Origin of the sequence: Brachybacterium muris, from assembly GCF_016907455.1 — a bacterium.
GTDB classification, from domain to species: Bacteria; Actinomycetota; Actinomycetes; order Actinomycetales; family Dermabacteraceae; genus Brachybacterium; species Brachybacterium muris.
In genome coordinates, this window is record NZ_JAFBCB010000001.1 from 3,469,753 (window position 1) to 3,495,008 (window position 25,256).

A 25,256-nucleotide genomic window follows, 5' to 3' on the forward strand; every position below is an offset into this window, starting at 1 on the left:
AGCGCCGAGGGGTTCGACCTGGTCAGCAGCCCGTATCCTGGTCCTGCACACGAACGGCCCGCCGTGCCTCGCGCACGCGCGCGAGGGCTCGCAGGCCGCTGTGGAGGGGGCCGGGATCGGTGCGCCGAGGCGCGGGACGAACCTGGTCGATTCTATCGGACGACGGCCCGTGAACCTATTCGACGCCCCGATCCTGTGGACAAGACGACGCAGAAGTGGCTCCAGACGCGCCGCGAACCCCTCCCGGAGCGATTCGGACACCGTCACATGAGGTCCCGTACGGCCCGGCGGGTGATCTCGCGGCACAGGGCCGTCCAGCGATCCGCGATCCAGGGGTGCCGGGCCTCAGCCGTAGGTGTCGCGCGGACCGCGCCAGGTGACGGTGCGCCGCCCCTTCTTCCAGGTGCGCTGCGCGGCCGCGGGCCCGGTGACTCGCAGCTCGGAGACCACGTGGGAGCCGATGTGCTCCTCGATCGTGGTGATCAGCTGCGGGGTGATCATGCGCATCTGGGAGGCCCAGGCGGAGGAGGATGCGCTGACCACCAGCACCCCGTCCTCGAAGGAGACGGGGCTGCAGTGGGCCGCGATCCGCTCGCCGACGATGTCGTCCCATTCCTCCAGCACCCGCCCGGCGCTCATCCCCGCGGTCCAGCCCAGGTCGCCCAGCACCCGGCGCAGCACCAGTTGGACCCCCTGCGGGTCGCGCGGATCGGGCCGGGCACCGGAGTAGCCGGGGGCGCTGGTGGAACGGTCGCGCACATCGCGCGCCTGCGTCTTCGCGGAGATCGGGAACAGTCCTCGATCCCGCGCCGCGGCACGGGAGCGGTTCACGGTGCGACGGGCCAGCTCGAAGGGATCGGTCGGGGTGGGCAGCTCCACCGGGTCGTACGCCGGCGGCTCCTCCCTGGCGTCGATCTCCTCGCCGACACCGGGCTCATCAGCAGCGCCAGGCTCGTCCCTCTGGCACGGACCCGGTGCATCATCGAGGGATACGGGAGCATCCGGCTCGGCCGCGACGTCCTGGGCAGGCTCCGGCGGCAGGTGCGGGCCCGGCACCGATGCCCTCCAGGTGGACAGGTCGTACGGGTTCGCCACCGCCGGCCGATGCGGGGGTGGGGTTCCTCGTCCGCTGCCCGCACGGGGCCGCCGCCCGGTCACCAGGCGCTCCCGGCGCTGCGGGGGCGCGGCACCGCCTCGCCGAGCCTCACGTCCACCAGGTGCATATCGCCGTGCAGGGAGGCGGGGATGTCGGAGTCGTTGGCGGTGGTGATCAGCACCTGCGAGGCGCCCTTGACGATCCGTCCCAGCCGTTCGCGGCGGTGCACGTCCAGCTCACTGAACACGTCGTCCAGGATCAGGATCGGCTCGCCGTCGCCCAGGCTGCCCTCCTCCAGGCGCAGCAGGTCGTAGGAGCCCAGGCGAAGGGCAAGGGCCAGCGACCAGCTCTCGCCGTGGCTGGCGTAGCCCTTGGCGGGGAAGTCGTGCAGGCGGATCTCGAGGTCGTCGCGGTGCGGTCCCACCAGGGTGACGCCGCGGTCGATCTCGTCGTCGTGCCGCTGCCCGAGCATCTGCAGCATCGCGTCGTGGATCTCGGCGGCGGTGGGCAGGGTGCCGGGCAGGGCGCCCAGTTCGTCCAGCACGGCGGAGCGGTAGGCGACATCCGCCGGGGAGTTCACCTCGGGCCGCTGGTCCGGGGGCAGGGCCAAGGACTCCTCGGCGCCCTCGTCGGAGGCCACCCGCAGGTAGGAGTAGCCCACGTGGGGGCGCAGGCGGTTCACCAGGTGCAGGCGCGCCCGCAGCAGGTCGGCGCCGTGCCGGGCCAGCTGCTGGTCCCACACGGTCAGGGTGGAGCTCGCGGCCTCGGCCGGGTCCAGGCCGCCCACGGAGCGTCCGCTGCTGCCGCGACGCATGGACCGCATCTGCTTGAGCAGGTTGGAGCGCTGCTTGAGCACCCGGTCGTAGTCGGCCTTCACGGCCGCGTAGCGGGGGGCGATCACGAACAGCAGCTCGTCCAGGAAGCGGCGCCGCCCCTCGGGATCGGCCTTGACCAGGCCCAGGTCCTCGGGGGCGAACAGCACCGCCCGCACCTCACCCAGCAGGTCCCGCAGGCGGGAGACGTTCTGCCCCTGCAGCCGGGCGCGGTTGGAGCGGCCCGGGGTGATCTCCAGGTCCACCTGCAATGGGCGGCCGGCGCGCTGGAATCCGGCACGGACGATCGCGGTGCTCGCCCCGCGGTGCACCAGGGCGGCATCGTGTGGCACGCGGTGGCTGGAGAGGGTCGCGAGGTACCAGACGGCCTCGACGATGTTGGTCTTGCCCTGGCCGTTCTTCCCCACCAGCACGGTGATCCCGAGCTCGAAGGCCAGGGTGAGCTGCGGGTAGGAGCGGTAGTCGGTGAGCTCGAGGGAGGTCAGCTGCACGGAGGGTGGTCCCCTCCGCTCAGATCCGCATCGGCATGATCAGGTACTTGTACGAGCTCGACGGGCTGCCCTCGAGGGACTCCTGGCCGGCCATCACCGACGGCTTGATGGAGTCGGTGAAGGTGAGGCGGGCGAACTCGGTGCCGAGTGCCCCCAGGCCGTCCAGCAGGAAGCCGGAGTTGTAGCCGACCACCAGGTCCTCGCCGTCCAGCTGCGCCTCGAGCACCTCGCTGGCCTGGGCGTCGTCACCGGCGCCGGCCTCCAGGGCCACCTGGCCCTCGGTGAAGGACAGGCGCACGGGGGTGTTGCGCTCGGCCACCAGGGACACGCGCTTGACGGCGTCGATGAGGGGGCCGGTGGCGACCACGGCGGTGATCGGGGTGGTGTCGGGGAACAGGCGGCGCACGGGCGGGTAGTCGCCGTCGACCAGGGTGGAGGTGGTGCGGCGGCCGCCGGCCTCGAAGCCGATCAGGTTCGCCGAACCCTCCTTAGACAGGGCGATGTCAACACTGCCGCCGGTGGAGAGCGAGCGGGCCACCTCGTGCAGGGTGCGGGCGCGCACCAGGGCGGTGAGCTCGGTGCCGGGGGTGGAGGGGTTCCAGGTGAGCTCGCGCATCGCCAGGCGGTAGCGGTCCGTCGACATCAGCGTCATGGTCTCGCCGCTGATCTCGATCTTCACGCCGGTGAGCAGGGGGAGGGTGTCGTCCTTGGAGGCGGCCACGGTGACCTGGGAGATCGCCTCGGCGAACACATCGGCCGGGACGGATCCTGCCACCTCGGGCATCGCGGGCAGCTGGGGGTACTCCTCCACCGGCAAGGTGGCCAGGGCGAAGCGGGCGCTGCCGCAGCGGACCTGGAGCTTGGTGCCCTCCAGTGCCACGGTGACGTCCTTGTTGGGCAGGGCGCGCACGATGTCCGAGAGCATCCGGCCCTGGACCAGCACCTCGCCGGGCTGGTCCACCTCGGCGTCGATCGTGATCTGGGCGCTGACCTCGTAGTCGAAGGTGGACAGCTGCAGGCCGCCGCCGGCATCGGCGACGATGCGCACGCCCTGCAGGATGGGCATCGCGGGTCGCACGGGGAGGGTGCGGGTGGCCCAGGAGACGGCGTCGCCCAGCACGCCGCGGTCGAGGTGGAACTTCACCGTTGCCACTCCTTCAGAAGGTCGTCATCGTGATCGGGGCCCAGCGTATCGGTTCCGCGCGGTCCTCGCCGACACACCGTCCCAGATCCTTGACTTCCGAGCTCCTCCCCACCGAGACCGGGTCCCGTTCCTCACAGCGGCCCTCCCCGCCTCCCCGTCCACATCCCCGTCGAGCAACTAACTACAGTCCTCTTCTTCACGGCTGTGCACTTCGTGGACAACCCCCGTCATCGCAGGTCACCTCCCATGACCACCCCTGCCACTGATTGTGAATCACAGGCTCGCGCTCGTGGCTGCACTGTGCATGATCAGCGGCTCATCGCTCATTCCTGTGATTCCTCGATGCACAACGGCTCCTGCGCGGATGCTCACTGATCCACACAATCCACAGAGTTGTCCACAATGGGGAGGAACAAGGTCTGCGAAACCCTGCCATCTCCCCGCCCGATCACGGCTCTTCTCCTGGTCACCGCGCACCTTCTCGCGAGCGACCGGGGCCTCAGTGCCGGGAGGTGGAGTTCGAGCTCTTGATACGTGCGGTGAGTTCGGTGACCTGATTGAAGATCGCCCGCCGTTCCTTCATCAGCTCACTGATCTTCTTGTTCGCATGCATCACGGTGGTGTGGTCGCGGCCGCCGAACTCCTCGCCGATGCGGATCAGCGGCATGTCGGTCAGCTCACGGCACAGGTACATCGCGATCTGACGGGCCGAGACCAGCCGGCGCGAGCGCCCGCTGCCGATGATCTCCTCGACCGACAGCCCGAAGTAGGTGGCGGTCTGGGCGATGATCGTGGAGGCCGTGATCTGGGTGCCGTCGTCGTGGCTGAGCAGGTCCTTCAGCACGCTCTGGGCGAGGGTGACGTCCATCGGCTGCCGGGACAGGGAGTGCAGCGCCTGGACGCGGATCAGGGCGCCCTCGAGCTCGCGGATGTTGGTGGCGATGTGGCTGGCGATGTACTCCAGCACGTCGTGCGGGACCTCACCGGTGTTCTCCTGGGCGACCTTCTTGCGCAGGATCGCGATGCGGGTCTCGAGGTCCGGGGGCTGCACGTCCGTCATCAGCCCCATCTCGAAGCGGGATCGCATGCGGTCCTCGAAGCCGCCCAGCTCCTTGGGCGGCAGGTCCGAGGTGATGACGATCTGCTTGTCCGAGTTGTAGAGGGTGTTGAAGGTGTGGAAGAACGCCTCCATGGTCTCGGGGGCGCGCTGCAGGAACTGAATGTCGTCGATCAGCAGGATGTCGATGTCGCGGTAGCGGCGCTGGAACTCCTGGGCCTTGCCGAACTGGCCGGACTGCACGGAGTTGATGAAGTCGTTGGTGAACTCCTCGGAGTTCACGTACCTCACCACGACCTCGGGGTACAGGCTCTGCGCGTAGTGACCGATGGCGTGGAGCAAGTGGGTCTTGCCCAGGCCCGAGCCGCCGTAGATGAACAGTGGGTTGTAGGCCTTGGCGGGGGTCTCGGCCACGGCCGAGCACGCCGCCTGCGCGAAGCGGTTGGAGGAGCCGATCACGAAGGTGTCGAAGGTGTACTTGCCGTTCAGGCGGGAATCGCCCACCAGGGTGGTCTCCGCCGGCGGGGCCTGTTGCGAGGACACCTGCGAGGGCGCCGGGGAGGGGGAGCCGGCGGTGGCCGGGGACCACAGGGAGCGGCCGGGGCCGGGGGTGGGCTCGGCGGCCGACGAGCTGCCTGCGGGTCTAGCGCCGCCGGCCGGACGAGCGGGTTCGGTGGGCGATGCGCCCGGTCCGGCAGGTGAGGGAGCGCCGAAGGACGAGCCGGCCGAGGGACCGATCCCGCTGCGGTCCTGCTCAGCATCGGTGGTGGACGAGGTGCCGTCGGCACGGGTGAATCCACCGTCGGACCCACTGTTGTGGACAGACCCCGTGCTGCTGTCCACAGAGTTGTCCACAGATTGTGCACCGGGGGCGGAGGAACGGGAGGTCATAGCGCTGCTGGGCATCTCATCGTCGTCGCCCTCGAGCAGCAGGGACTCGTCCACCGTGACCGCGAAGCGCATCTCGCGACCGGAGGCCTCGCTCAGTGCCTGCTTGAGCGAATCCACGATCCGGTGCTCGAACAGCTCCTTCGCCGAGGTGGAGGGGGCGGCGAGCAGGGCGGTGTCGGCCACCACGGCCATCAGCCGGGACAGGGTGAGCAGGGCCATCACCCGGGGCGACACCGTCTCGTCACGGCGCAGGATCTGGAGGGTGCGCTCCCAGATCGCCTCGACGTCGATGGTGGAGTCGTTCATGATCATCTCCGGTGGAAGGCAGCAGTCCCGGTAGTTTTCCACACGATCCACAATCATGTGGAAGAACCTGTGGAAAGCTGTGACCCCGGTCCCCACCCCCGATCGCGCGCCAGTGAGAAACCGGCCACACCTGCGCCGACCTGCACCGCAGCCGTTGACCCGGTGCCCCCTCGCCCCTAAGATCGTGCAGTCAGCGCTGCGAGCCGACCTTTCTGCTGTGGCAGTCCAGGATCGGCCCGGTCGTCACGGCAGCCGCTCCGTCACCTGCGGGAGCGCCCGATCAGCCCGTCCGCGCAGCAGACCACATGCCACCGCGAGGGGCACGTCCGTGCCCATGATCGAGGAGAACCGATGAGCAAGCGCACCTTCCAGCCGAACAATCGTCGTCGCGCCAAGAAGCACGGCTTCCGCGCCCGCATGCGCACCCGCGCCGGCCGCGCCATCATCAACGCACGTCGCGCCCGGGGCCGCAGCGAACTGTCGGCCTGAGGCCACAGGACGGCGCCCGGGCCATCAAGCAGCCCTGGACCGTGACGTGAGCACCTGGTCCCGTCACCGGCTCCGCACCGGCGACGAGTTCCGCGCCGTCACCCGCCGTGGCGTGCGCAGCGCCCGATCCCACGTGGTCGTGCACCTGGCCCTCCTGCCGGAGGGACCGGAGGCGCCCCGCGTGGGATTCGTCGTGTCCAAGAAGGTCGGTAACGCCGTGGTCCGCAACCGCGTGACCCGGCGCATGCGAGAGATCATCCGACCCCGCCTCACCGCGCTGCCTGCGTGCTCCGCCGTCGTGGTCAGGGCCCTGCCCGGCATCGACTCCCAGCCGTTCGCGCAGCTGGAGACGGATCTGGCGGGGGCACTCGACTCGGCCGCCCGCAAGCTCGAACGGCGCAACGAGGAGAGGGCCCGGCCCGCGACCTCGACGGCCGGCGAGCCCTCGACCGGCGGGCCCCTGACCGACGAGGTCGGGGCGAGCACCGGGAAGTCGGAGCGCTGATGCCCGCGACGATGCGCTCCCTGGCCCGGCTCCCGCGGCGCCTGCTGGCCCTGCCGGTGCGGGCCTACCAGGTGGGGATCTCCCCGTACACCCCTCCCGCCTGCCGCTTCTACCCGGTGTGCTCCCAGTACGGCATGGACGCCCTGCGCGTCCACGGTGCCGTCAAGGGGACCGCGCTCACCGCCTGGCGCATCCTGCGCTGCAACCCGCTCACCCGAGGAGGACCCGACCCGGTCCCCGCCCCGGGGATGTGGAGCAATCCGCGTCGACTGCGGACCCCGGCCCGCTAGGGCCTACCCTTGTCCAGAACCCCGACCCGTAGCCGTCACACCGCATGGACGTCATGCGCATACCGACGGCAGGAAGAACCAGGCCGATGAACCCTCTGTATCCCATCGAATGGGCCGTGGCATGGATCATGGTGCAGTTCCATGCACTGCTGTCCGTGTTCATGGACCCCGACTCCGGCTGGACCTGGGCGCTGTCGGTCGTCGGCCTCACCGTCGTGATCAGGACCCTGATCATCCCGCTGTTCGTGCGGCAGATCAAAGCCTCCCGGGCCATGCAGATGGTCAGCCCCGAGCTGCAGGCCGTGCAGAAGAAGTACAAGGGCAAGACGGACCAGGAATCCCGCCAGGCGATGGCGCAGGAGACCATGGCCATCTACAAGGAGGCCGGCGCCAGCCCGTTCTCCTCGTGCCTGCCGATCCTGCTGCAGATGCCGATCTTCTTCGCCCTGTTCCGGGTGCTGTACACCAAGCTGCCGCAGGCCGCCGGCGGTGAGGGCTTCGGCCCGCTCACCCCGGAGCTGGCGCACAGCGCCTACACCGGCACCTTCTTCGGCAACGTCACCATCGCCGACAGCTTCCTGAACTCCGGCGACGGCGGCATCACCACCAAGATCATCTCCGGCATCATCATCGCCCTCATGTGCGCGGTCACCTTCATCACCCAGAAGGAGCTGACCATGCGCAACATGCCCAAGGCAGCCCTCGAGGGGCCGATGGCCAGCACCCAGAAGATGATGCTGTACATGCTCCCGTTCATCTACGTGATCACGGGACCGGGCATGCCGATCGGTGTGCTGATCTACTGGCTCACCACCAACGTGTGGACCTTCGTCCAGCAGTACATCGTCATCCGCGCCACCCCCACTCCGGGCTCCGACGCCGACAAGCAGCGCCAGGCCCGCATCAACGCCAAGCGGGAGAAGAAGGGCCTGGAGCCGCTGGACTTCACGCCGAAGAAGAAGGTGGTGGAGGAGCCCGAGGAGGCGCCCACCATCCGGGTGCAGCCCAAGAAGAACAAGAAGCTCAGCGACCAGGAGAAGCTCGAGCGCGCCCGCGAGGCCCGCGCCAGGGCCCAGGCCGAGCGGAAGGCCGCCCAGGAGGCCGCCGGCGCGCAGGAGAAGCCCAAGCCCTCCTCCTCGCCGTTGAACAAGGGTTCCAAGGGGTCGAAAGGCTCGAAGGGCTCCAAGCGTCACAAGTGACACCGTCCCTGGGCGCGCTGACGCTCCCGGGACCTCCCCGTACCCCGCAGCATTCCAGGAGGACCACCGATGAACGACACCACCGAACCCCAGCAGCCCACGGGCACCACCGATGCGTCCACCCCCGACGCCACCGGGATGGACGCCGAGATCATCACGCTCGACGAGCAGCCGGAGGCCGTCAAGCCCGACGCCGTGAAGAGTGAGGATGCGAAGGCTGAGCCCACGACGGGTGAGGCCGAGGGCTCCGCCGATCCTCGCGCCGCGTCCGACGAGGACCGTGAGGACGACGACGCCCCCGTCGCCGGCCCCGCCGGTGAGAGCCGCCAGGACCGCCTGAAGCGCCTGGAGGAGGAGGGCGACATCGCCGCCGACTACCTCGAGGAGCTGCTGGACATCGCCGACCTCGACGGCGACATCGACATCGACGTGGACGGCGATCGCGCCTCCGTGGAGGTGCGCGGCGCCACCCAGCTGAAGAAGATGAACGAGCCCCGCGGTGAGCTGCTGGACGCTCTGCAGGAGCTGACCCGCCTGGCCGTGCAGACCCGCACCGGTGACCGCTCCCGCCTGATGCTCGACATCTGCGGCTTCCGCGCCCAGCACAAGGAGAGCCTCGAGGACCTCGCGGCCGACGCCGTCGCCCAGGCCAAGTCCGGTGGCGCCCCCGTGCCGCTGCGCCCGATGAACCCCTTCGAGCGCAAGGTCGTCCACGACGTCGCCAAGCGCGAGGGCCTGCGTTCGGAGTCCGACGGTGACGGCAAGGACCGTCACGTCGTCATCTACCCGGCCTCCTGAGGCCCCGCATGACTCCCGTCTCCACAGTGCCCGAGGAGCTGCGCAGCCCGGCCGAGCGGGTCTTCGGTGACCGCCTGGCACTGGTCGAGCGATTCACCGGGATGCTCGCCGCCGAGGGGCCCGAACGCGGCCTCATCGGCCCGCGCGAGGTGGACCGTCTGTGGGAGCGGCACGTGCTGAACTGCGCCCTGCTGGCCGATGCGATCGACGAGGTCTCCGCGGCCGGCCGGCCCACCGCCACCCTGGCCGACGTGGGCTCCGGGGCAGGGCTGCCCGGTGTGGTGATCGCCATCGCTCGCCCGCAGCTGCAGGTCACGCTGATCGAGACCATGCAGCGCCGCACCACCTGGCTGGACGAGGTGAACACGGAACTGGGGCTGGGCATGGAAGTGGTGCGTGCCCGCGCCGAGGAGCTGCACAAGGACCGCTCCTTCGACCTGGTGACCGCACGGGCAGTGGCGGCGCTGGACAAGCTGGCTAAGTGGACCCTGCCGCTGGTGGCCGACGGCGGCACGCTGCTGGCCATGAAGGGCGGCTCGGCCGGCGAGGAGATCGAGAAGGCCGCCCCGGTGCTCAAGCGACTGGGTGGGACCGATGCCCGCATCGGCCGCTACGGGGACGGCGAGGTGGAGGTTCCCACTACAGTGGTCCACGTGCTCCGCACTCCCCAGGCGACCAGGAAGGGAGGCCGACGTGGCTGATCAGCGCGACGTCCCCGCGACATCACGCACCGGGATGGAAGACACCCCGCTGATGCGCGAACTGGCCCGTGACCACGCCCGTCGTCGCGAGCTGGAGGGCCTGGAGTTCGGCGTCCCCGAGAACACCCGGGTGATCACCATCGCCAACCAGAAGGGTGGGGTGGGAAAGACCTCCACCACCGTGAACCTGGCGGCTGCGCTGTCCATGGGCGGGCTGAACGTGCTGGTGGTGGACGCGGACCCGCAGGGCAACGCCTCCACCGCGCTGGGGATCGACCACCACGCCGACGTGCCCAGCATGTACGAGGTGCTGGTGGAGTCCACCCCCATGCACGAGGTGATCCAGCAGGTCCCCGAGATGGACCGCCTGCTGTGCGCCCCCGCCACCATCAATCTCTCCGGCGCCGAGATCGAGCTGGTCTCGATGGTGGCCCGGGAGAACCGGCTGCGCGGCGCGATCCGTGACCTGCTCGCCCACCGCGAGAAGGAGGGGCAGCCGCGCCTGGACTACGTGCTGATCGACTGCCCGCCGTCACTGGGCCTGCTCACCGTGAACGCGCTGGTCGCCGCCCGTGAGGTGCTGATCCCCATCCAGGCCGAGTACTACGCCCTCGAGGGCCTCACACTGCTGCTGAACAACATCGAGCTGCTGCGCCAGCACCTGAACCCGGACCTGGTGGTCTCCTCGATCCTGCTGACGATGTACGACGCCCGCACCCGGCTGGCCGCACAGGTGGCGCAGGATGTGCGCGAGCACTTCCCGGACCAGACCTTCACCACCGCGATCCCGCGCTCGGTGCGGATCTCGGAGGCCCCCAGCTACGGGCAGACGGTGCTCACCTACGACCCGGCCTCCAGCGGTGCCCTCGCGTACCGGGCAGCGGCCCACGAGCTCACCACCCGCCCGGCACCTTGACCCCCACGGTCCGCAGGAGGCGACGACGCATACGGCGGACACTCCCATCACGCTCTCGGTGGATGATCCACCCGGAAGGACGACGGACATGACGCAGAAGCGAGGACTCGGTCGAGGACTCGGTGCGCTGATCCCCGGTGCCGGCACTGCCCCGGCCACCGGCCAGGACCTGCGCACCCGATCGCATCCTCGCACCTCCCCGGAGGCCGGGGAGAAGGGCGCCTCGAGCCGTCCGGTGGACATGTTCTTCTCCGGCGATCCGGTGCAGGCCGATGAGCAGCGCCCGCAGCGGGACCGTGCCTCGAAGCAGGACATCGCCGGTGAGATGGCCCGTGCTGCTGCCGAACGGCGTGGTCGTGCAGGGGTGGGCACGGGGCGCGCCAGCACGGCGAAGGCCCCGACGGCTGCGAAGGCCACTGCCGCGAAGGCCACCGCTGCGAAGGCTGCGACGGGGAAGGGCGGCGCCGCGGAGGACGCCCAGGACGCTCCGGACGCCCCGACGTCGACCACTCCCGCGAAGAAGGCACCCGCCAAGCGGACGCCTGCCAAGAAGGCTCCCGCGAAGAGCGCCCCCACCAAGAGCGCTCCGGCCAAGAGCAACCCCACGAAGAGCACCCCGGCCGAGAAGGCTGTGGCGAGGAAGCCTTCCGTGACGGAGGCCCCGGTGGAGAATGTCCCGGCGGCGGATGTCCCGGTGGCGGAGTCTCCTGCGGAGGCACCGACCGAGTCCACTGGCCCGGTCGCCGAGAACAGTCCCGTCGTGGACGTCGAGAAGGTCACCAGCACCCCCGTCTCCGGCACGGCCGAAGCAGATACCCCTGAAGGCACCGCTTCCGAGGCAACGGCCGCCGAGCCCAGCACGCCTGCCACGTCCACAACGGAGACTTCCACGCCGGAGCCGACCCCGCAGGCCGCGCCTTCCGATCACGACGAGCTCAGCAAGCCCGAGGAGGACCCCAGGGCCGCTGTCCAGGACGGAGCCCTGCTGCCCGTCCCCGGCGCGGAGTTCGCCGAGGTCCCGATCCATGAGATCCGCGAGAACCCGCGCAACCCGCGCACCATGTTCGACGAGGATGAGCTGGACGAGCTCGCCGAGTCCCTGCAGCAGGTGGGTGTGCTGCAGCCTGTGGTGGTGCGGCCGATCTCGGTCACCGAGGATGGCGAGTCCTTCGAACTGGTGATGGGTGAGCGCCGCTGGCGTGCGGCCCGCCGCGCCGGCCTGGATCGCATCCCAGCGATAATCCGTGAGACCAGCGATGACGACCTGCTGCGCGATGCCCTGCTGGAGAACCTGCACCGTTCGCAGCTGAACCCGCTGGAGGAGGCCGCTGCCTATCAGCAGCTGCTGGAGGACTTCGGGTGCACGCAGGACGAGCTGGCCGAACGCATCGGGCGCTCGCGCCCGCAGATCACGAACACCCTGCGCCTGATGCGCCTTCCCGCCCTGGTGCAGCGGCGCCTGGCCAGTGGGGCGATCAGTGCGGGCCACGCCCGTGCTCTTCTCTCGCTGGATGATCCGGCGCTGATGGAGGAGCTCGCGCAGCGGATCGTCCAGGAGGGCCTGTCCGTTCGGGCGGTGGAGAGACTCGTTGCTCGGGGAGTGCAGCCCGCTGCCGCTACCCGCACCCCGCGCCGCAGCACGTACGACCCCCACGTGGTGGATCTGACCAGTCGGCTCTCGAACCGCCTGGAGGCCCCGGTACGCATCGACGTGGGCAAGCGCAAGGGCAAGATCACCCTGGAGTTCTCCAACCTTGAGGATCTGGAGCGACTTGTGGAACGCATCGGACTGGATCTGCCCGAAGGAACCGCTGACCATAGCTGAGGTTTCACAGGACCGGGTGGTCGTACCTGCTGGACGGCGACAGAGAGCGCGAACTCTTCATTGGGGAGCGGTACTGCCGTGCCGTTGTGAGCATCTATGCGAGTGACTGCATATGCTTGCATCATCTTCCGTCATTGGTTGGTTGGATGCTCTTCCCCACCGCTGGTCCCACTCGTGACGGGCCGAGGGCGCCTGGTCCGTATCGCCCATGAGTATTCGTAGTCGTGGGAGCCACCGAATCTTGCTCTTGGGGACCGCCGATCGTGCCGACGGGGGCCAGTAGCCGCCGCGGTGGGGACCACTGGCTCCCGCCGGCATCGGGTCACTGGGGCAGTGCGGTGTGTTCTCGCATGTTCCTGTCGCCGGTGTCGATCCAGATTGTGTTGTGCACGATGCGGTCCATGATCGCATCGGCGTGGACTGCTCCACCGAGCCGGGCGTGCCAGTCCTTCTTCGGGTACTGGGTGCAGAACACGGTCGAGCCGGTGTCATAGCGGCGCTCGAGCAGTTCCAGCAGCATCGAACGCATTCCCTCGTCAGGATGGTCCAGCAGCCACTCGTCGATCACCAGCAGCGAGAACGTGGAGTACTTCCGCAGGAACTTCGTCTGGCCCTGCGGCTTGTCCTTTGCCAGGGCCCAGGCCTCTTCGAGGTCGGGCATTCGGATGTAGTGGGCTCGGAGCCGGTGCTGGCAGGCCTGCTTCGCCAGCGCGCAGCCGAGGTAGGACTTCCCTGAGCCGGTGAAGCCCTGGAAGACCACGTTCTGTTGCCGCTGGATGAAGGAGCAGGTTGCCAGTTGCGCGATCACGTTCCGGTTCAGTCCCCGTTCCTCGACCAGATCCAGCCGCCGCAGGTCCGCTCCGGGATAACGCAGCCCCGCCCGGCGGATCAGACCCTCGACCTTTCCATGATTGAAGATGGAATGCGCCTCGTCCACGATCAGCTGGAGCCGTTCCTGGAACGACATCCCCAGCACGTGAGCCTCATCCTGGGCATCGATCGCGTCCAGCAGCGCGGTCGCGCCCATCTCGCGCAGCTTCCGCTTCGTGTCGTTATCGATCACGCTCACCGGACACCTCCGGCGTAGTAGTCGGCGCCACGGACGTATCCGCCGTCTTCCGCGGGTTCCTCGCGGGGTGGACGCAGGGCGGCGACCTTGTCCTGCCCGGTGGCCAAGATCGGGTGCAGATGCGCATAGCGCGGTGAACGGACCCGTCCCGTCAGCGCGAGTGCGCAGGCCGCCTCGACCCGATCTACGGAGAAGCGGCGAGAGAGCCGTAGCACCGCCAACGCGGGATCCAGGCCCTGTTCCACGATCGGCACGGACTCGAAGATCCGCTGGATCACGATCACCGTGGCCGGCCCGACCCGATCTGCCCACGCCCGCACCCTCTGCGCGTCCCAGGCCTGGAAACGCTCGCCCGCAGGTAGGTCCGCGTCGTTGGTGCGGTACTCATTGCTCGCGGTCTCCGGGAGCAGCAGGTGACTGGTCAGTCGCTGGCTGCCCTGATAGATCTCCAGCGTCCGGGCCGTGATGCGCAGATCGACCTTCGCGCCGATGTGCGCGAACGGCGCGGAGTAGAAGTTCCGCGCGAACGTGACGTGCCCGTTCCTGCCCACTCGTCGTCCGTAGTGCCATGTCGAGATCTCGTAGGGCACCGCCGGCAGCGGCGTCAGCAGCGGCCGCTCCTCCGCGTCGAACACGCTGGCGCGGGATCCGGGCCGCTTCTGGAACGGCTCCGCGTTATAGGCCTCCATCCGCTGCCCGATGGCGGCTGCAAGTTCGGGCAGGGACGTGAATCGCTGATCCCGCAGCCCGGCGATGACCCAGGTCGCGACGTGCGCGACGGTGTTCTCCACGCTCGCCTTGTCTTTCGGTTTCCGCACCCTCCCCGGGAGCACCGCCGCCGAGTAATGCGCTGCCATCTCGCGATACGCATCGTTCAGGACGATCTCGCCCTCGCGGGGGTGCTTCACCACACCGGTCTTGAGGTTGTCCGGAACGATCCTCGGGACCGTCCCGCCCAGCGCCTCGAACATCGCTACGTGCGCTCGCAGCCAGGACTCCTGGCGCATATCCAGCGCCGGGAAGCAGAACGCGTAACGAGAAAAAGGCAGGCAGGCAACGAACAAGAACACCTTCGAGACCTCGCCGGTGACCGGATCGGCCAGCTCCATCGTGGGGCCGGACCAGTCGACCTCCACGCTCTGGCCGGCCTTGTGACCGACTCTCGAAGCGGCACCGGTGACCATGACGTGGTGCTGGTAGGTGCGGCAAAACCGGTCATACCCCATCGCCGGATCCCCAGCCGCCGTGGTCGCGTCGAAGTACTCGCCGTGCAACAGCTTCAGCGTCACGCCGACCCTGGCCATCTCTCGATGGACCTGTTCCCAGTCCGGCTGTGCGAACACGCTCTCGTGCTCGCCCCGGCCCGGGAACAACCGGGCATACACCTGCTCATCGGCGACGTCCGCGATATCGCCCCACCCGATCCCTGCAGCGTCAGCGGCCTCGAACACCGCCCTCACGGACTTGCGGGACATGCCCTGCGAGGACGAAATCGCTCGCCCCGACAGACCTTCTGCGCGCAGCTGGAGCACCAGCTTCGCCCTGATCTTCCGTACCATTCCAGATTGCTCCTTCCGCCGCGTGCCCTATACACACGGCGGAAGGAGCGTAGACAGAGCGGCCCCAACGACACCACTGGTGGTCCCGAACGACGCCACCGCTACGGCAGCGACGTGGCACCCGAACCCTCGATCAGCGGACCCCAGCGAGGCGAATATTCACCCATGGAGAGCGGGACTCGGCATAGTAGTACGAGCCTGCCTCGCCTATGCTCTGATCCCCGTCCGCTGATTGAGTCCCCTGGTGTTTCCCATCGAACGGCAGCATGGCTTCCGGAGCGTGATCCACGAATGTGCACAAGTGTGTGGATGAGTGAAGGATCTGCTGTTCAGAGGTGGAAACTGAGTCACCGCCCCACCTGACCAGGCCGCACCGTGATCGGGTAGGGACGCTGGGGTTGGTCTGAAGGGTGGGGTCGTCAGTACGCGCGTTTCACATGGAACTTTCGCAGCGGGGTTCTCACGTTTCATGTGGGATCGTTCCCGCCGGGGTTCATGTTTCACGTGAAGCCCAGTGATAAAGTCCCCCGTTACGACCAGTCGGCACGTGAGCCAGCGCCGCCCTGTACCGAGTTGTTTCCCGTGAAACCGGCGGAACACATCAACCCAAAGGTGGGCTACGAGGCTCTGACTGGCAGCGGTGATGTCTGATCCGGAGCAATTGCCCTGGCGTTCTCAGCCGTAGACGAGGCCCGGACGTCGAGCTGCCGATGGAGCACCCGGTTCCCAGAGAGAACTCGCGTTTCACGTGCAACGTCGTTCAGGCGGCAACATGTCGGAATGATGCCGGCCTTTGCTGCACTCATTCCAGAGTGCCCAACCAAGTTTTGCCCGTAGAGATTTACGTGAAACCAAGCTGGTTACGATCCTGGAGGGGTGCCGACAGTCAGGACTGGACCCCTCCCCGTGAGAGATCGGGTAGGGCACATGTTTCCCGTGAAACGATCATCCCTTAGGTCATCCATCCCCTTGAGTGAGGGCTGCTGGCGTACCAGTGGATTCCTACGATCTCGGAGCTGCGGGTCGTTGAATATTCGCCTCGCTGGGGTCCGCTGATCGAGGGTTCGGGTGCCACGTCGCTGCCGTAGCGGTGGCGTCGTTCGGGACCACCAGTGGTGTCGTTGGGGCCGCTCTGTCTACGCTCCTTCCGCCGTGTGTATAGGGCACGCGGCGGAAGGAGCAATCTGGAATGGTACGGAAGATCAGGGCGAAGCTGGTGCTCCAGCTGCGCGCAGAAGGTCTGTCGGGGCGAGCGATTTCGTCCTCGCAGGGCATGTCCCGCAAGTCCGTGAGGGCGGTGTTCGAGGCCGCTGACGCTGCAGGGATCGGGTGGGGCGATATCGCGGACGTCGCCGATGAGCAGGTGTATGCCCGGTTGTTCCCGGGCCGGGGCGAGCACGAGAGCGTGTTCGCACAGCCGGACTGGGAACAGGTCCATCGAGAGATGGCCAGGGTCGGCGTGACGCTGAAGCTGTTGCACGGCGAGTACTTCGACGCGACCACGGCGGCTGGGGATCCGGCGATGGGGTATGACCGGTTTTGCCGCACCTACCAGCACCACGTCATGGTCACCGGTGCCGCTTCGAGAGTCGGTCACAAGGCCGGCCAGAGCGTGGAGGTCGACTGGTCCGGCCCCACGATGGAGCTGGCCGATCCGGTCACCGGCGAGGTCTCGAAGGTGTTCTTGTTCGTTGCCTGCCTGCCTTTTTCTCGTTACGCGTTCTGCTTCCCGGCGCTGGATATGCGCCAGGAGTCCTGGCTGCGAGCGCACGTAGCGATGTTCGAGGCGCTGGGCGGGACGGTCCCGAGGATCGTTCCGGACAACCTCAAGACCGGTGTGGTGAAGCACCCCCGCGAGGGCGAGATCGTCCTGAACGATGCGTATCGCGAGATGGCAGCGCATTACTCGGCGGCGGTGCTCCCGGGGAGGGTGCGGAAACCGAAAGACAAGGCGAGCGTGGAGAACACCGTCGCGCACGTCGCGACCTGGGTCATCGCCGGGCTGCGGGATCAGCGATTCACGTCCCTGCCCGAACTTGCAGCCGCCATCGGGCAGCGGATGGAGGCCTATAACGCGGAGCCGTTCCAGAAGCGGCCCGGATCCCGCGCCAGCGTGTTCGACGCGGAGGAGCGGCCGCTGCTGACGCCGCTGCCGGCGGTGCCCTACGAGATCTCGACATGGCACTACGGACGACGAGTGGGCAGGAACGGGCACGTCACGTTCGCGCGGAACTTCTACTCCGCGCCGTTCGCGCACATCGGCGCGAAGGTCGATCTGCGCATCACGGCCCGGACGCTGGAGATCTATCAGGGCAGCCAGCGACTGACCAGTCACCTGCTGCTCCCGGAGACCGCGAGCAATGAGTACCGCACCAACGACGCGGACCTACCTGCGGGCGAGCGTTTCCAGGCCTGGGACGCGCAGAGGGTGCGGGCGTGGGCAGATCGGGTCGGGCCGGCCACGGTGATCGTGATCCAGCGGATCTTCGAGTCCGTGCCGATCGTGGAACAGGGCCTGGATCCCGCGTTGGCGGTGCTACGGCTCTCTCGCCGCTTCTCCGTAGATCGGGTCGAGGCGGCCTGCGCACTCGCGCTGACGGGACGGGTCCGTTCACCGCGCTATGCGCATCTGCACCCGATCTTGGCCACCGGGCAGGACAAGGTCGCCGCCCTGCGTCCACCCCGCGAGGAACCCGCGGAAGACGGCGGATACGTCCGTGGCGCCGACTACTACGCCGGAGGTGTCCGGTGAGCGTGATCGATAACGACACGAAGCGGAAGCTGCGCGAGATGGGCGCGACCGCGCTGCTGGACGCGATCGATGCCCAGGATGAGGCTCACGTGCTGGGGATGTCGTTCCAGGAACGGCTCCAGCTGATCGTGGACGAGGCGCATTCCATCTTCAATCATGGAAAGGTCGAGGGTCTGATCCGCCGGGCGGGGCTGCGTTATCCCGGAGCGGACCTGCGGCGGCTGGATCTGGTCGAGGAACGGGGACTGAACCGGAACGTGATCGCGCAACTGGCAACCTGCTCCTTCATCCAGCGGCAACAGAACGTGGTCTTCCAGGGCTTCACCGGCTCAGGGAAGTCCTACCTCGGCTGCGCGCTGGCGAAGCAGGCCTGCCAGCACCGGCTCCGAGCCCACTACATCCGAATGCCCGACCTCGAAGAGGCCTGGGCCCTGGCAAAGGACAAGCCGCAGGGCCAGACGAAGTTCCTGCGGAAGTACTCCACGTTCTCGCTGCTGGTGATCGACGAGTGGCTGCTGGACCATCCTGACGAGGGAATGCGTTCGATGCTGCTGGAACTGCTCGAGCGCCGCTATGACACCGGCTCGACCGTGTTCTGCACCCAGTACCCGAAGAAGGACTGGCACGCCCGGCTCGGTGGAGCAGTCCACGCCGATGCGATCATGGACCGCATCGTGCACAACACAATCTGGATCGACACCGGCGACAGGAACATGCGAGAACACACCGCACTGCCCCAGTGACCCGATGCCGGCGGGAGCCAGTGGTCCCCACCGCGGCGGCTACTGGCCCCCGTCGGCACGATCGGCGGTCCCCAAGAGCAAGATTCGGTGGCTCCCACGACTACGAATACTCATCGTTGAGCTCTAGTGCAGGGGTGAGCGGTGGAGTCCACCCCGAGGGTCCACGAATACTCTCTGAGCAGTTGCGAGGGATCACTGTTTCACGTGAATCATTTCGGAGACGACAGCGGGCCTGTTGGTTTTTGTAGCCATGGGGATGCGCGGGCCGGTGTGTTCACACAGTCGGTGGTGAGCGCGCTGCACGCGAACTCCTCCGCCCTGACGTGCGGCGTTAAGTGAGTTCAGGGCCGAGCAGTCGCTGGAGGGCAAAGTGTGGTGTGGTGTGGGCAGCCGGCCACAGGATGAAGCCCGTGGTGCGCACGGCAATTATGGCCCACATCGGGTTCACGTGAAACGTTCGATGCTTCCTAATCACCCGTGATGCGATACCCGAACTCGGGGATGACTGCAGTTGTCGACTGACTGACCCTGAGCACCTGGACCCGCCGCGCAGGATCGTAGACCCAGATTGTTAGATGGGTGGGTGGGAGGCTGGATGCTTCACGTGAAACGTGCACTCTCGCGTCCGAGGGACCTTGGTGCTGTGTCGCGGCGATGATTCCCCTACGTTGCACGTGAAACAGGTAGAGGACCACTCTTAAGGTACGGCGCTGGTGATGGCCTTCAATACGTGGGTACAGACCGCCGGCCACCATGGCGTCCTGGAGGGGATCGCAGTTCCGTACAGGGGGTCTCCGCGTACCTGTCCCCTGCGAAGCGGAGCGCACGATCGGTGATCGGCCACTGTTGAACAGGGGCGTGTTTCACGTGAAGCACTCCGCGGATCAAAAGTAGAAGCCCGCCCTGCCCACGCCCTCGGCCGCGGACTTCTACCCGTTTCCCGTGAAACACGGCATCACAACCTGGAGCGTCTGACTACTCGACGCAGCGCCAACTACTCACTAGGCCCGCATACGGCCTGCCCGGCAGGTTCGACGTGAAACGTCACGTGATCAGTCGCGCACTATAGGGCGCACCAGGGAGAACCTTCGGGAGGCGCGGGTGCCGGCGCCGTACGTGAGCAGTACATGTTTAGATGCCGTTCACCTCATGGACCCCGCATGACCCAGCGGCGCCCCCTGCAAGGCGCATGGAGGCGGAGGGTGCAGCTCGATGGTTCCACGCGAAACAGCGGTGAAACGATGAATCGGCTCTCGGTCGCGCTAGGAGAGGTTAGGTACTCGCGGGGTGACCGGCACGAAAGTGTCCACGCCAGCGCTGCATGGTCAAGACGATCACGTGGACCGGAACCGTGACTCTGCACAGTGTGCGTAACTGTGTGGACAAGGCAGTGGCGTCACTGCACCTCTCGGGGACCTCCGATCTGTCCAGGATCGGGGACCTTCGACTTCCCTCCCCGGCCGAGAGGGTAAATGCCCAGGTCAGAGACGTATTCGAGGAGAGTGGACATTCTGTACCGTCTAGACTGTTATCCACATTCAAGTGTGGACAACCATGTGTACAACCGCCTCGCGAGGTGTGGATAACGCTGTGGACAACACTGTGCACAATCGCTTCCTGCACGTCAGAGACATGCGTATCCCATGATTTGACAGAAGGTGTGGAGGAAGTCGGCACTCAGCTGCCAAGGCTATGAGGTCCCGCCGAAGGGTTGGTCGTGCCAGGGACGGTCACGTCGAGGAGGGCCCGAATCGCTGGTGCACCTCGTGCTTGGGCAGCGCCCCTTCGAAACGCTCCTCCACGGTCCATTCTCCGGGCAGCTGCACCATTGCGCCGTCCGGGCGACGGCCCTGGAGTCCAGCGACAGTACCGACCCCGGGCTCGGTCGGCGTCTCCGGAACACCACCAGGACGGTCGAACTGATGATCAGCGTCGTGAAGCCCTGATCTCAGACGGATCCACGCGGGCAGCGCAGTGATGCCGAGCAGGTCCAGCTGCTCATCCGTCGGGTCCTCGATCAGCACGGCATGCGCGTCCGCACCCCACCGTCGGGCAAGCTCCCGCAGCACGGTGGGAGCAGGCCGACACGGCGCGCACCAGTCGGCCCACACGAGCACGATAGCCGGACGATTGCAGGCGAGCGTTCGAACCTGCGCCTGCCCCTCCCCGCGGGGAGCACCGTCCCCGTTCACCGGAACCGGCGAGACGGGCACCCTCGACGGGGCACCGTCAGCGGGCCTCAGGCAGCGTGGTCGACGCGTCCGAAGGGCCACCGGGGGTGGTGGCCTCCAGCTGCTCGGTGGGCACGGACGGCTCCGTGGGGACTTCCTCGGCCGCGGCCTCGTGAGGGTTCTTCTCCCCGGCGAAGGCGAGAGCAGCCTGGTCGGCCAGCCAGCGCTCCGCGTCCAGAGCAGCCTGGCAGCCCGACCCGGCCGCGGTGATGGCCTGGCGGTAGGTGTGGTCCACCACGTCGCCCGCGGCGAACACGCCCGGCACCGAGGTGTAGGTGGAGCGGTCCTTGCACACGATGTAACCCTGGGCGTCGAGCTCGAGCTTGCCGCGCAGCAGCTCCGTGCGCGGCACGTGCCCGATGGCCTCGAACACGGCGCCGGCAGGAAGGGTGCGCTCCTCGCCGGTCTCCACGTCGCGCAGGGTCACCGACTCCACCTTGTCCTCGCCGTTGATGCTGACGACCTGGCTGTTCCAGGAGAAGCGCAGCTTGGGATCGGCCTCCGCCCGGCGAGCCATGATCTTGGAGGCGCGTAGCTCGTCGCGCCGATGCACCATGGTGACGTTCTTCGCGTAGCGCGTCAGGAACGTTGCTTCCTCGACGGCACTGTCGCCACCGCCCACCACCACGATCTCCTTGTCCTTGAAGAAGAAACCGTCGCAGGTGGCGCACCAGCTGACGCCCTTGCCGGAGAGCCGCTTCTCGCCCTCCACACCCAGCTCCCGATATGCGGAACCGGTCGCGAGGATCAGAGCCTTCGCGCGGTACACGGTGCCGTCATCCAGGGTGACCGTCTTGATCTCGCCCTCGAGCTGCAGGTCCACCGCATCCTCGAACAGCACCTCGGCGCCGAAGCGCTCGGCCTGCTCCTGCATCTGCGCCATCAGCTCCGGGCCCTGGATCCCCTCGGGGAACCCGGGGAAGTTCTCCACGTCGGTGGTGGTCATCAGGGCACCACCGGCATCCAGGGCGCCCGCGATCACCACGGGCTTCATCTCCGCGCGGGCTGCGTACACAGCGGCCGTGTAGCCGGCCGGCCCGGAACCCACGATCACGACGTCGTGCACCGGAGCATCGGCGTCGGCGGTCGGGGCCGCGGCCGGATCGGCGGCAGTGGTGTTGTCAGTGGCCTTCGGCGAGGAGGTGCCGAGGATGTTCAGGGCCTGGATGGGCTGGGTCATGTGGTGGATCCTTCCATGGGAGTTCGGGGGTGGGCCGGATGGGCCGGCCTCATACGCTGCCGACCATGACCTGGCCGGTCCACAGCAGATTGTCGGTGGGTTCGCCCTGCTCGGAGGCGCCGCACTGGGGCAGCACCACGGTGGCCGAGACGGTGCCTCCCGCCGAGCGCAGGGTCTCGCGGTCCATGGGGCCGTGCACCAGCAGCCAGCCAGGTGTCTCCTCGATGCCCCATGCGACCTCCTCCATGATCAGCACGGAATCAGGGATCCCCTGCTCCCGCAGGCACCGTGTGGCATCGAAGCTGACCATCTGCAGGATGGTTCCGCTGTCGATCAGTCGTTGCACCTCGGGTCCGAGGGTGCTCTCGGTGACAACGGGGCGGCCGGCCTGGTTCTTCCCGGGGCCGGCGGGGCCATCGATCGAGGTGGAACCGGTGCGCACGCGGCTGGAGGTGCCGGTGTCGAGCGCATAGGCCAGCTGCAGGCCCAGCAGGACGGTCACCAGCAGCGCGATCAGGGCGAGGTGCAGGGGGATCCCCACGACGCTGCGGAAGCGCTCCACCATCCCGACCCGGCCGGTGGCCGAGCTGCGGGACGATCGTCGCGGAGCTGCCGACGACCTGCGCGAGGAGCGGCGTGTCATTCGACCCAGACCTCGGCGATCCGCCCGCGAAAGCCGTCCCGCTCGCTGTCGGCGGGGAGCTCGGGGAACCACAGTGCCACCCGCTGGGCCTCGACCGGTTCCTCCGGCGCCAGGCGCACCTCGCCGTCGCCGGCGAACTCACCGGTGGCCAGCACGTCGCCCATCGACCCGTCCTCCGCGACGGCGCGCAACTCGATCGCACCGCCGCTGTTGCGGGCGGTGGTGAGCACGACCGCGGTGAGGGTGGAGGTCTCCCCGAGGTCGAGGTACACCCCCACGCCGTCCTTCGTGCCCGCATAGTTAGCGCCGTGGTAGATCTGCGTGGACCAGAAGGTCCCCGGGTCCCCGTCGGTCATACGCTCGGTCTGGTCGGCGTTGTCCGGTGGCTTGTCGGATCCTAAGGTGAACACCTCCACGCCTGCGAGCTCCGCGGGCGTGGCGGCCGGCGCTTCCTCGGTGGGCTCCTCCGGTGCAGGCTCCTCGCCCCCGCCATCACTGGGCGGCGCGGCCGAGGTCTGCGGAGGTTTCGTGTTCAGAGGATTCGCGACCCGGTCGCGAAAACCGGAGGTGATGGTGGAGACTGCCAGGACCATCGCGAGGATGACCGCGAGCACCCCACCCAGAAGGATCCACTGCGATACCCGGGAGCGCTGCTCCGGGGGCAGTGGCTCCATCGCGAAGGCATCAGGATCGTCCTTGTCCACCGCCACGCTGACCACGTCCCGCAGCAGCGCCGAGCGGCCCATCGGGACAGTGGCGTCCAGGTCGTTCCCCTCGAGGGCGGAGCGCTCCCGCCCGCGCACCACGATGGGACCGGTCGGCTCGGGGTCCTGCACCGACCCCATCCGTGCCGTCGCTTCGGCGTCGGAGCCGGCAGCAGCCTCGGCCGAGGTGCTCGCGGACTCCGGGGTGCGACCGGTGTCGGACCAGTCCTGGACCGGCGGGTGCGCGGGTGCGTGCTCATCGCGGGGGGCCAGGGGCCAGTCGGTGCCGGCACGACGCGAAGGGAGGTCACCAGCGGCGGCTGCCGCGACTGCTCCTGTGCCCGGCGCACCTGCGGGACCAGCGGTTCCTTCGCCGTCGGCGTTGCCGGCAGTGGCTCCGGATTCCTCACCCGATGCTGTCGGGTCCTGTTCGGGCGCCGGTGTGGGAGGCAGCGTGATCTCCAGGTGTCCGGGGAAGGCTGCGTCGTTGCGCTTCTGGTCCAGGTGCAGCTGCTGGATCAGGGCCTGGGCGTCCTCGGCGTGATGATCCTTCATTGCGGGAGACGGCTGCGCGGACTGCTCCCCGCTCGATCCTGGCACGGGGTGCGTGCCCTCGGGCTGTGGTCCCGGGGCCAGCTCGTGATCGGAGGACGGCGATGCCGGCGACCCGGCCTCGCGGTGCGATGCGGCGTCGGTGCGCTCCGCCGACGCGGACGCGATCGCTGCAGCTCCGGCGGCGCCTGCAGCCGCGACGGCTCCTGCTGCTCCGGCGGCACCGGCCATACCGGACGTCGGGGGGACGAGGGGCCCGGCATCGTTGGGCCGAGACGGGGACCCGGGCGAGGAGGCGGATGGCTCGGCCTCGGTGCGCGGCTCATCAACAGTATCCGCGGATTCGGCGCCCGAGTCAGCGGTCGTATCAGAGGCAACGGCAGCGTCAGCGGCAGCACCAGAGTCAGCGACAGGATCGGAGGCGGCGGCAGCGGTGGGTGCCTGCTCCGGGGTGTCTCGCTCGTAGGCCTCGAGCGTCACCGGGATCGACTGCCACGGTTCGAGTTCCGCGATCAGCTCACGGCTGGTCTCCGGGATCACATCGGCCGATTCGTTCAGCACCAGGTCGCACAGCACGTCCAGATCCGTCGGGATCGGCCGCTGCGTGACCTCTGAAGGACGGGGCACGTGGCCGTCGGTGCCCTGCTGCGGACTGCGCCCGGCCAGTGCCCGGTACAGCAGCGCCACCAGGGCGGAGGTGTCCTGGAAGGACGCGATCGGACCGGACCGCTCCAGGCCCGGGTGCGAGGCGGCCTCCACTCCCATGCCCAGGACGGTGACCTGCCCGGAGGCGGTGTCCACGAACACGCGGTTGGAGTCCAGGAACTGGTGGCGGACCCCGCGGCGACGGGCCGTCTCCACGCCCTTGGCCGCCTCGCCGATGATCGAACGGGCCGTCTCCGCGTGCAGGCTGCGGCCACGCAGCAGAGCGGCCAGCGGGGGCGCGGACGGCAAGGGGTACTCGACGACGGTGAGCGGTTCCGGGCCCTGCCCGGGGTCGACGTCGGCATCGCGCGGGTCGTCCAGGACCACCACGTCACGCACCGGGATCAGGCGCGGATCCTCCACCGGGTAGGCGCGGCGGGCGGCATCGGCGGTCTCGAGCGCGGCGGCACCGTGCACGATGAACAGTGCCACCGGCTCGCCGGTGCTCACTGAACGGGCGCGCTGCCACATGGCGTCCTCGGCGACGCCGGACAGGGGGATCCTCCCCTCCAGGGTCCACCTCGAACGCAGTGCGTCCTGATGCGGGATCGTGTTCACCGACCGCCCTTCTGCTCGT

General features: G+C 68.2%; 21 protein-coding genes. 11 read left to right on the forward strand and 10 right to left on the reverse strand.

The features are described from left to right. Window positions 1-345: 345 nt before the first annotated feature. From JOD52_RS16060 to dnaA, 4 genes are all read right to left on the reverse strand, one after another. On the reverse strand, window positions 346-1,095 hold the full coding sequence (locus JOD52_RS16060; RefSeq protein ID WP_204411161.1) for a DciA family protein: 750 nt from the start codon (window positions 1,093-1,095) through the stop codon (window positions 346-348). Window positions 1,096-1,154: 59 nt separating this feature from the next. Continuing rightward, complete coding sequence (recF, locus tag JOD52_RS16065; protein ID WP_204411163.1) at window positions 1,155-2,420, reverse strand: DNA replication/repair protein RecF; 1,266 nt, start codon at window positions 2,418-2,420, stop codon at window positions 1,155-1,157. Window positions 2,421-2,439: 19 nt separating this feature from the next. After that, complete coding sequence (gene dnaN, locus JOD52_RS16070; protein ID WP_204411165.1) at window positions 2,440-3,564, reverse strand: DNA polymerase III subunit beta; 1,125 nt, start codon at window positions 3,562-3,564, stop codon at window positions 2,440-2,442. Between the two features lie 499 nt (window positions 3,565-4,063). Next, the gene (gene dnaA, locus JOD52_RS16075) at window positions 4,064-5,824 is read right to left on the reverse strand and encodes a chromosomal replication initiator protein DnaA (RefSeq protein ID WP_204411167.1); all 1,761 of its coding nucleotides are present in this window, start codon (window positions 5,822-5,824) and stop codon (window positions 4,064-4,066) included. 345 nt (window positions 5,825-6,169) lie between these two features. Between dnaA and rpmH the strand changes: the two genes are divergently transcribed. From rpmH to JOD52_RS17640, 8 genes are all read left to right on the forward strand, one after another. Then, a complete protein-coding gene (gene rpmH, locus JOD52_RS16080) occupies window positions 6,170-6,307 on the forward strand; it encodes a 50S ribosomal protein L34 (RefSeq protein WP_017823516.1) in 138 nt (45 codons plus the stop codon). Window positions 6,308-6,353: 46 nt separating this feature from the next. Beyond that, entirely contained in the window at window positions 6,354-6,812 is a 459-nt protein-coding gene (rnpA, locus tag JOD52_RS16085; RefSeq protein WP_204411169.1) for a ribonuclease P protein component, read from the forward strand. Continuing rightward, on the forward strand, window positions 6,812-7,102 hold the full coding sequence (gene yidD, locus JOD52_RS16090; protein WP_204411171.1) for a membrane protein insertion efficiency factor YidD: 291 nt from the start codon (window positions 6,812-6,814) through the stop codon (window positions 7,100-7,102). The genes rnpA and yidD overlap by 1 nt, the downstream gene beginning before the upstream one ends. Window positions 7,103-7,188: 86 nt before the next feature. Continuing rightward, entirely contained in the window at window positions 7,189-8,301 is a 1,113-nt protein-coding gene (gene yidC / locus JOD52_RS16095; protein ID WP_204411173.1) for a membrane protein insertase YidC, read from the forward strand. 69 nt (window positions 8,302-8,370) lie between these two features. Continuing rightward, entirely contained in the window at window positions 8,371-9,099 is a 729-nt protein-coding gene (locus JOD52_RS17325; protein ID WP_017823520.1) for a Jag family protein, read from the forward strand. A gap of 8 nt (window positions 9,100-9,107) precedes the next feature. Next, window positions 9,108-9,800 (forward strand): 16S rRNA (guanine(527)-N(7))-methyltransferase RsmG, encoded by a 693-nt coding sequence (gene rsmG, locus JOD52_RS16105; RefSeq protein WP_204411175.1) that lies wholly within the window; start codon window positions 9,108-9,110, stop codon window positions 9,798-9,800. Between the two features lie 34 nt (window positions 9,801-9,834). Further along, on the forward strand, window positions 9,835-10,716 hold the full coding sequence (locus tag JOD52_RS16110) for a ParA family protein (protein ID WP_031307119.1): 882 nt from the start codon (window positions 9,835-9,837) through the stop codon (window positions 10,714-10,716). An 88-nt stretch (window positions 10,717-10,804) separates the two neighbouring features. After that, a complete protein-coding gene (locus JOD52_RS17640; RefSeq protein WP_017823523.1) occupies window positions 10,805-12,541 on the forward strand; it encodes a ParB/RepB/Spo0J family partition protein in 1,737 nt (578 codons plus the stop codon). Window positions 12,542-12,863: 322 nt separating this feature from the next. Here JOD52_RS17640 and JOD52_RS16120 read toward each other — a convergent pair whose 3' ends face one another. Both JOD52_RS16120 and istA (JOD52_RS16125) read right to left on the reverse strand, forming a co-directional pair. After that, on the reverse strand, window positions 12,864-13,610 hold the full coding sequence (locus JOD52_RS16120; RefSeq protein WP_338124028.1) for an ATP-binding protein: 747 nt from the start codon (window positions 13,608-13,610) through the stop codon (window positions 12,864-12,866). Beyond that, a complete protein-coding gene (gene istA, locus JOD52_RS16125; protein ID WP_204408388.1) occupies window positions 13,607-15,169 on the reverse strand; it encodes an IS21 family transposase in 1,563 nt (520 codons plus the stop codon). The genes JOD52_RS16120 and istA (JOD52_RS16125) overlap by 4 nt, the downstream gene beginning before the upstream one ends. Before the next feature lie 1,189 nt (window positions 15,170-16,358). Here istA (JOD52_RS16125) and istA (JOD52_RS16130) point away from each other — a divergent pair. The 3 genes from istA (JOD52_RS16130) to JOD52_RS17645 are packed head-to-tail and all read left to right on the forward strand — an operon-like array spanning window position 16,359 to window position 18,791. Continuing rightward, window positions 16,359-17,921, forward strand: a complete 1,563-nt coding sequence (gene istA, locus JOD52_RS16130) for an IS21 family transposase (protein ID WP_204408388.1) — start codon at window positions 16,359-16,361, stop codon at window positions 17,919-17,921. Next, window positions 17,918-18,664: an ATP-binding protein gene (locus JOD52_RS16135; protein ID WP_338124028.1), complete on the forward strand. Its 747-nt coding sequence runs from the start codon at window positions 17,918-17,920 to the stop codon at window positions 18,662-18,664. Before istA (JOD52_RS16130) ends, JOD52_RS16135 begins: the two co-directional genes overlap by 4 nt. A 4-nt stretch (window positions 18,665-18,668) precedes the next feature. Next, complete coding sequence (locus JOD52_RS17645) at window positions 18,669-18,791, forward strand: hypothetical protein (RefSeq protein ID WP_275579124.1); 123 nt, start codon at window positions 18,669-18,671, stop codon at window positions 18,789-18,791. A 1,603-nt stretch (window positions 18,792-20,394) separates the two neighbouring features. Here JOD52_RS17645 and JOD52_RS16140 read toward each other — a convergent pair. The 4 genes from JOD52_RS16140 to JOD52_RS16155 form a co-directional block, all read right to left on the reverse strand. After that, window positions 20,395-20,688, reverse strand: a complete 294-nt coding sequence (locus tag JOD52_RS16140; protein WP_204411177.1) for a hypothetical protein — start codon at window positions 20,686-20,688, stop codon at window positions 20,395-20,397. 205 nt (window positions 20,689-20,893) lie between these two features. Further along, complete coding sequence (gene trxB / locus JOD52_RS16145; protein ID WP_204411179.1) at window positions 20,894-22,075, reverse strand: thioredoxin-disulfide reductase; 1,182 nt, start codon at window positions 22,073-22,075, stop codon at window positions 20,894-20,896. A gap of 49 nt (window positions 22,076-22,124) precedes the next feature. Further along, window positions 22,125-22,718 (reverse strand): hypothetical protein, encoded by a 594-nt coding sequence (locus JOD52_RS16150; protein WP_239551942.1) that lies wholly within the window; start codon window positions 22,716-22,718, stop codon window positions 22,125-22,127. Then, window positions 22,715-25,237, reverse strand: a complete 2,523-nt coding sequence (locus JOD52_RS16155) for a hypothetical protein (RefSeq protein WP_204411181.1) — start codon at window positions 25,235-25,237, stop codon at window positions 22,715-22,717. The genes JOD52_RS16150 and JOD52_RS16155 overlap by 4 nt, the downstream gene beginning before the upstream one ends. Window positions 25,238-25,256: the final 19 nt, after the last annotated feature.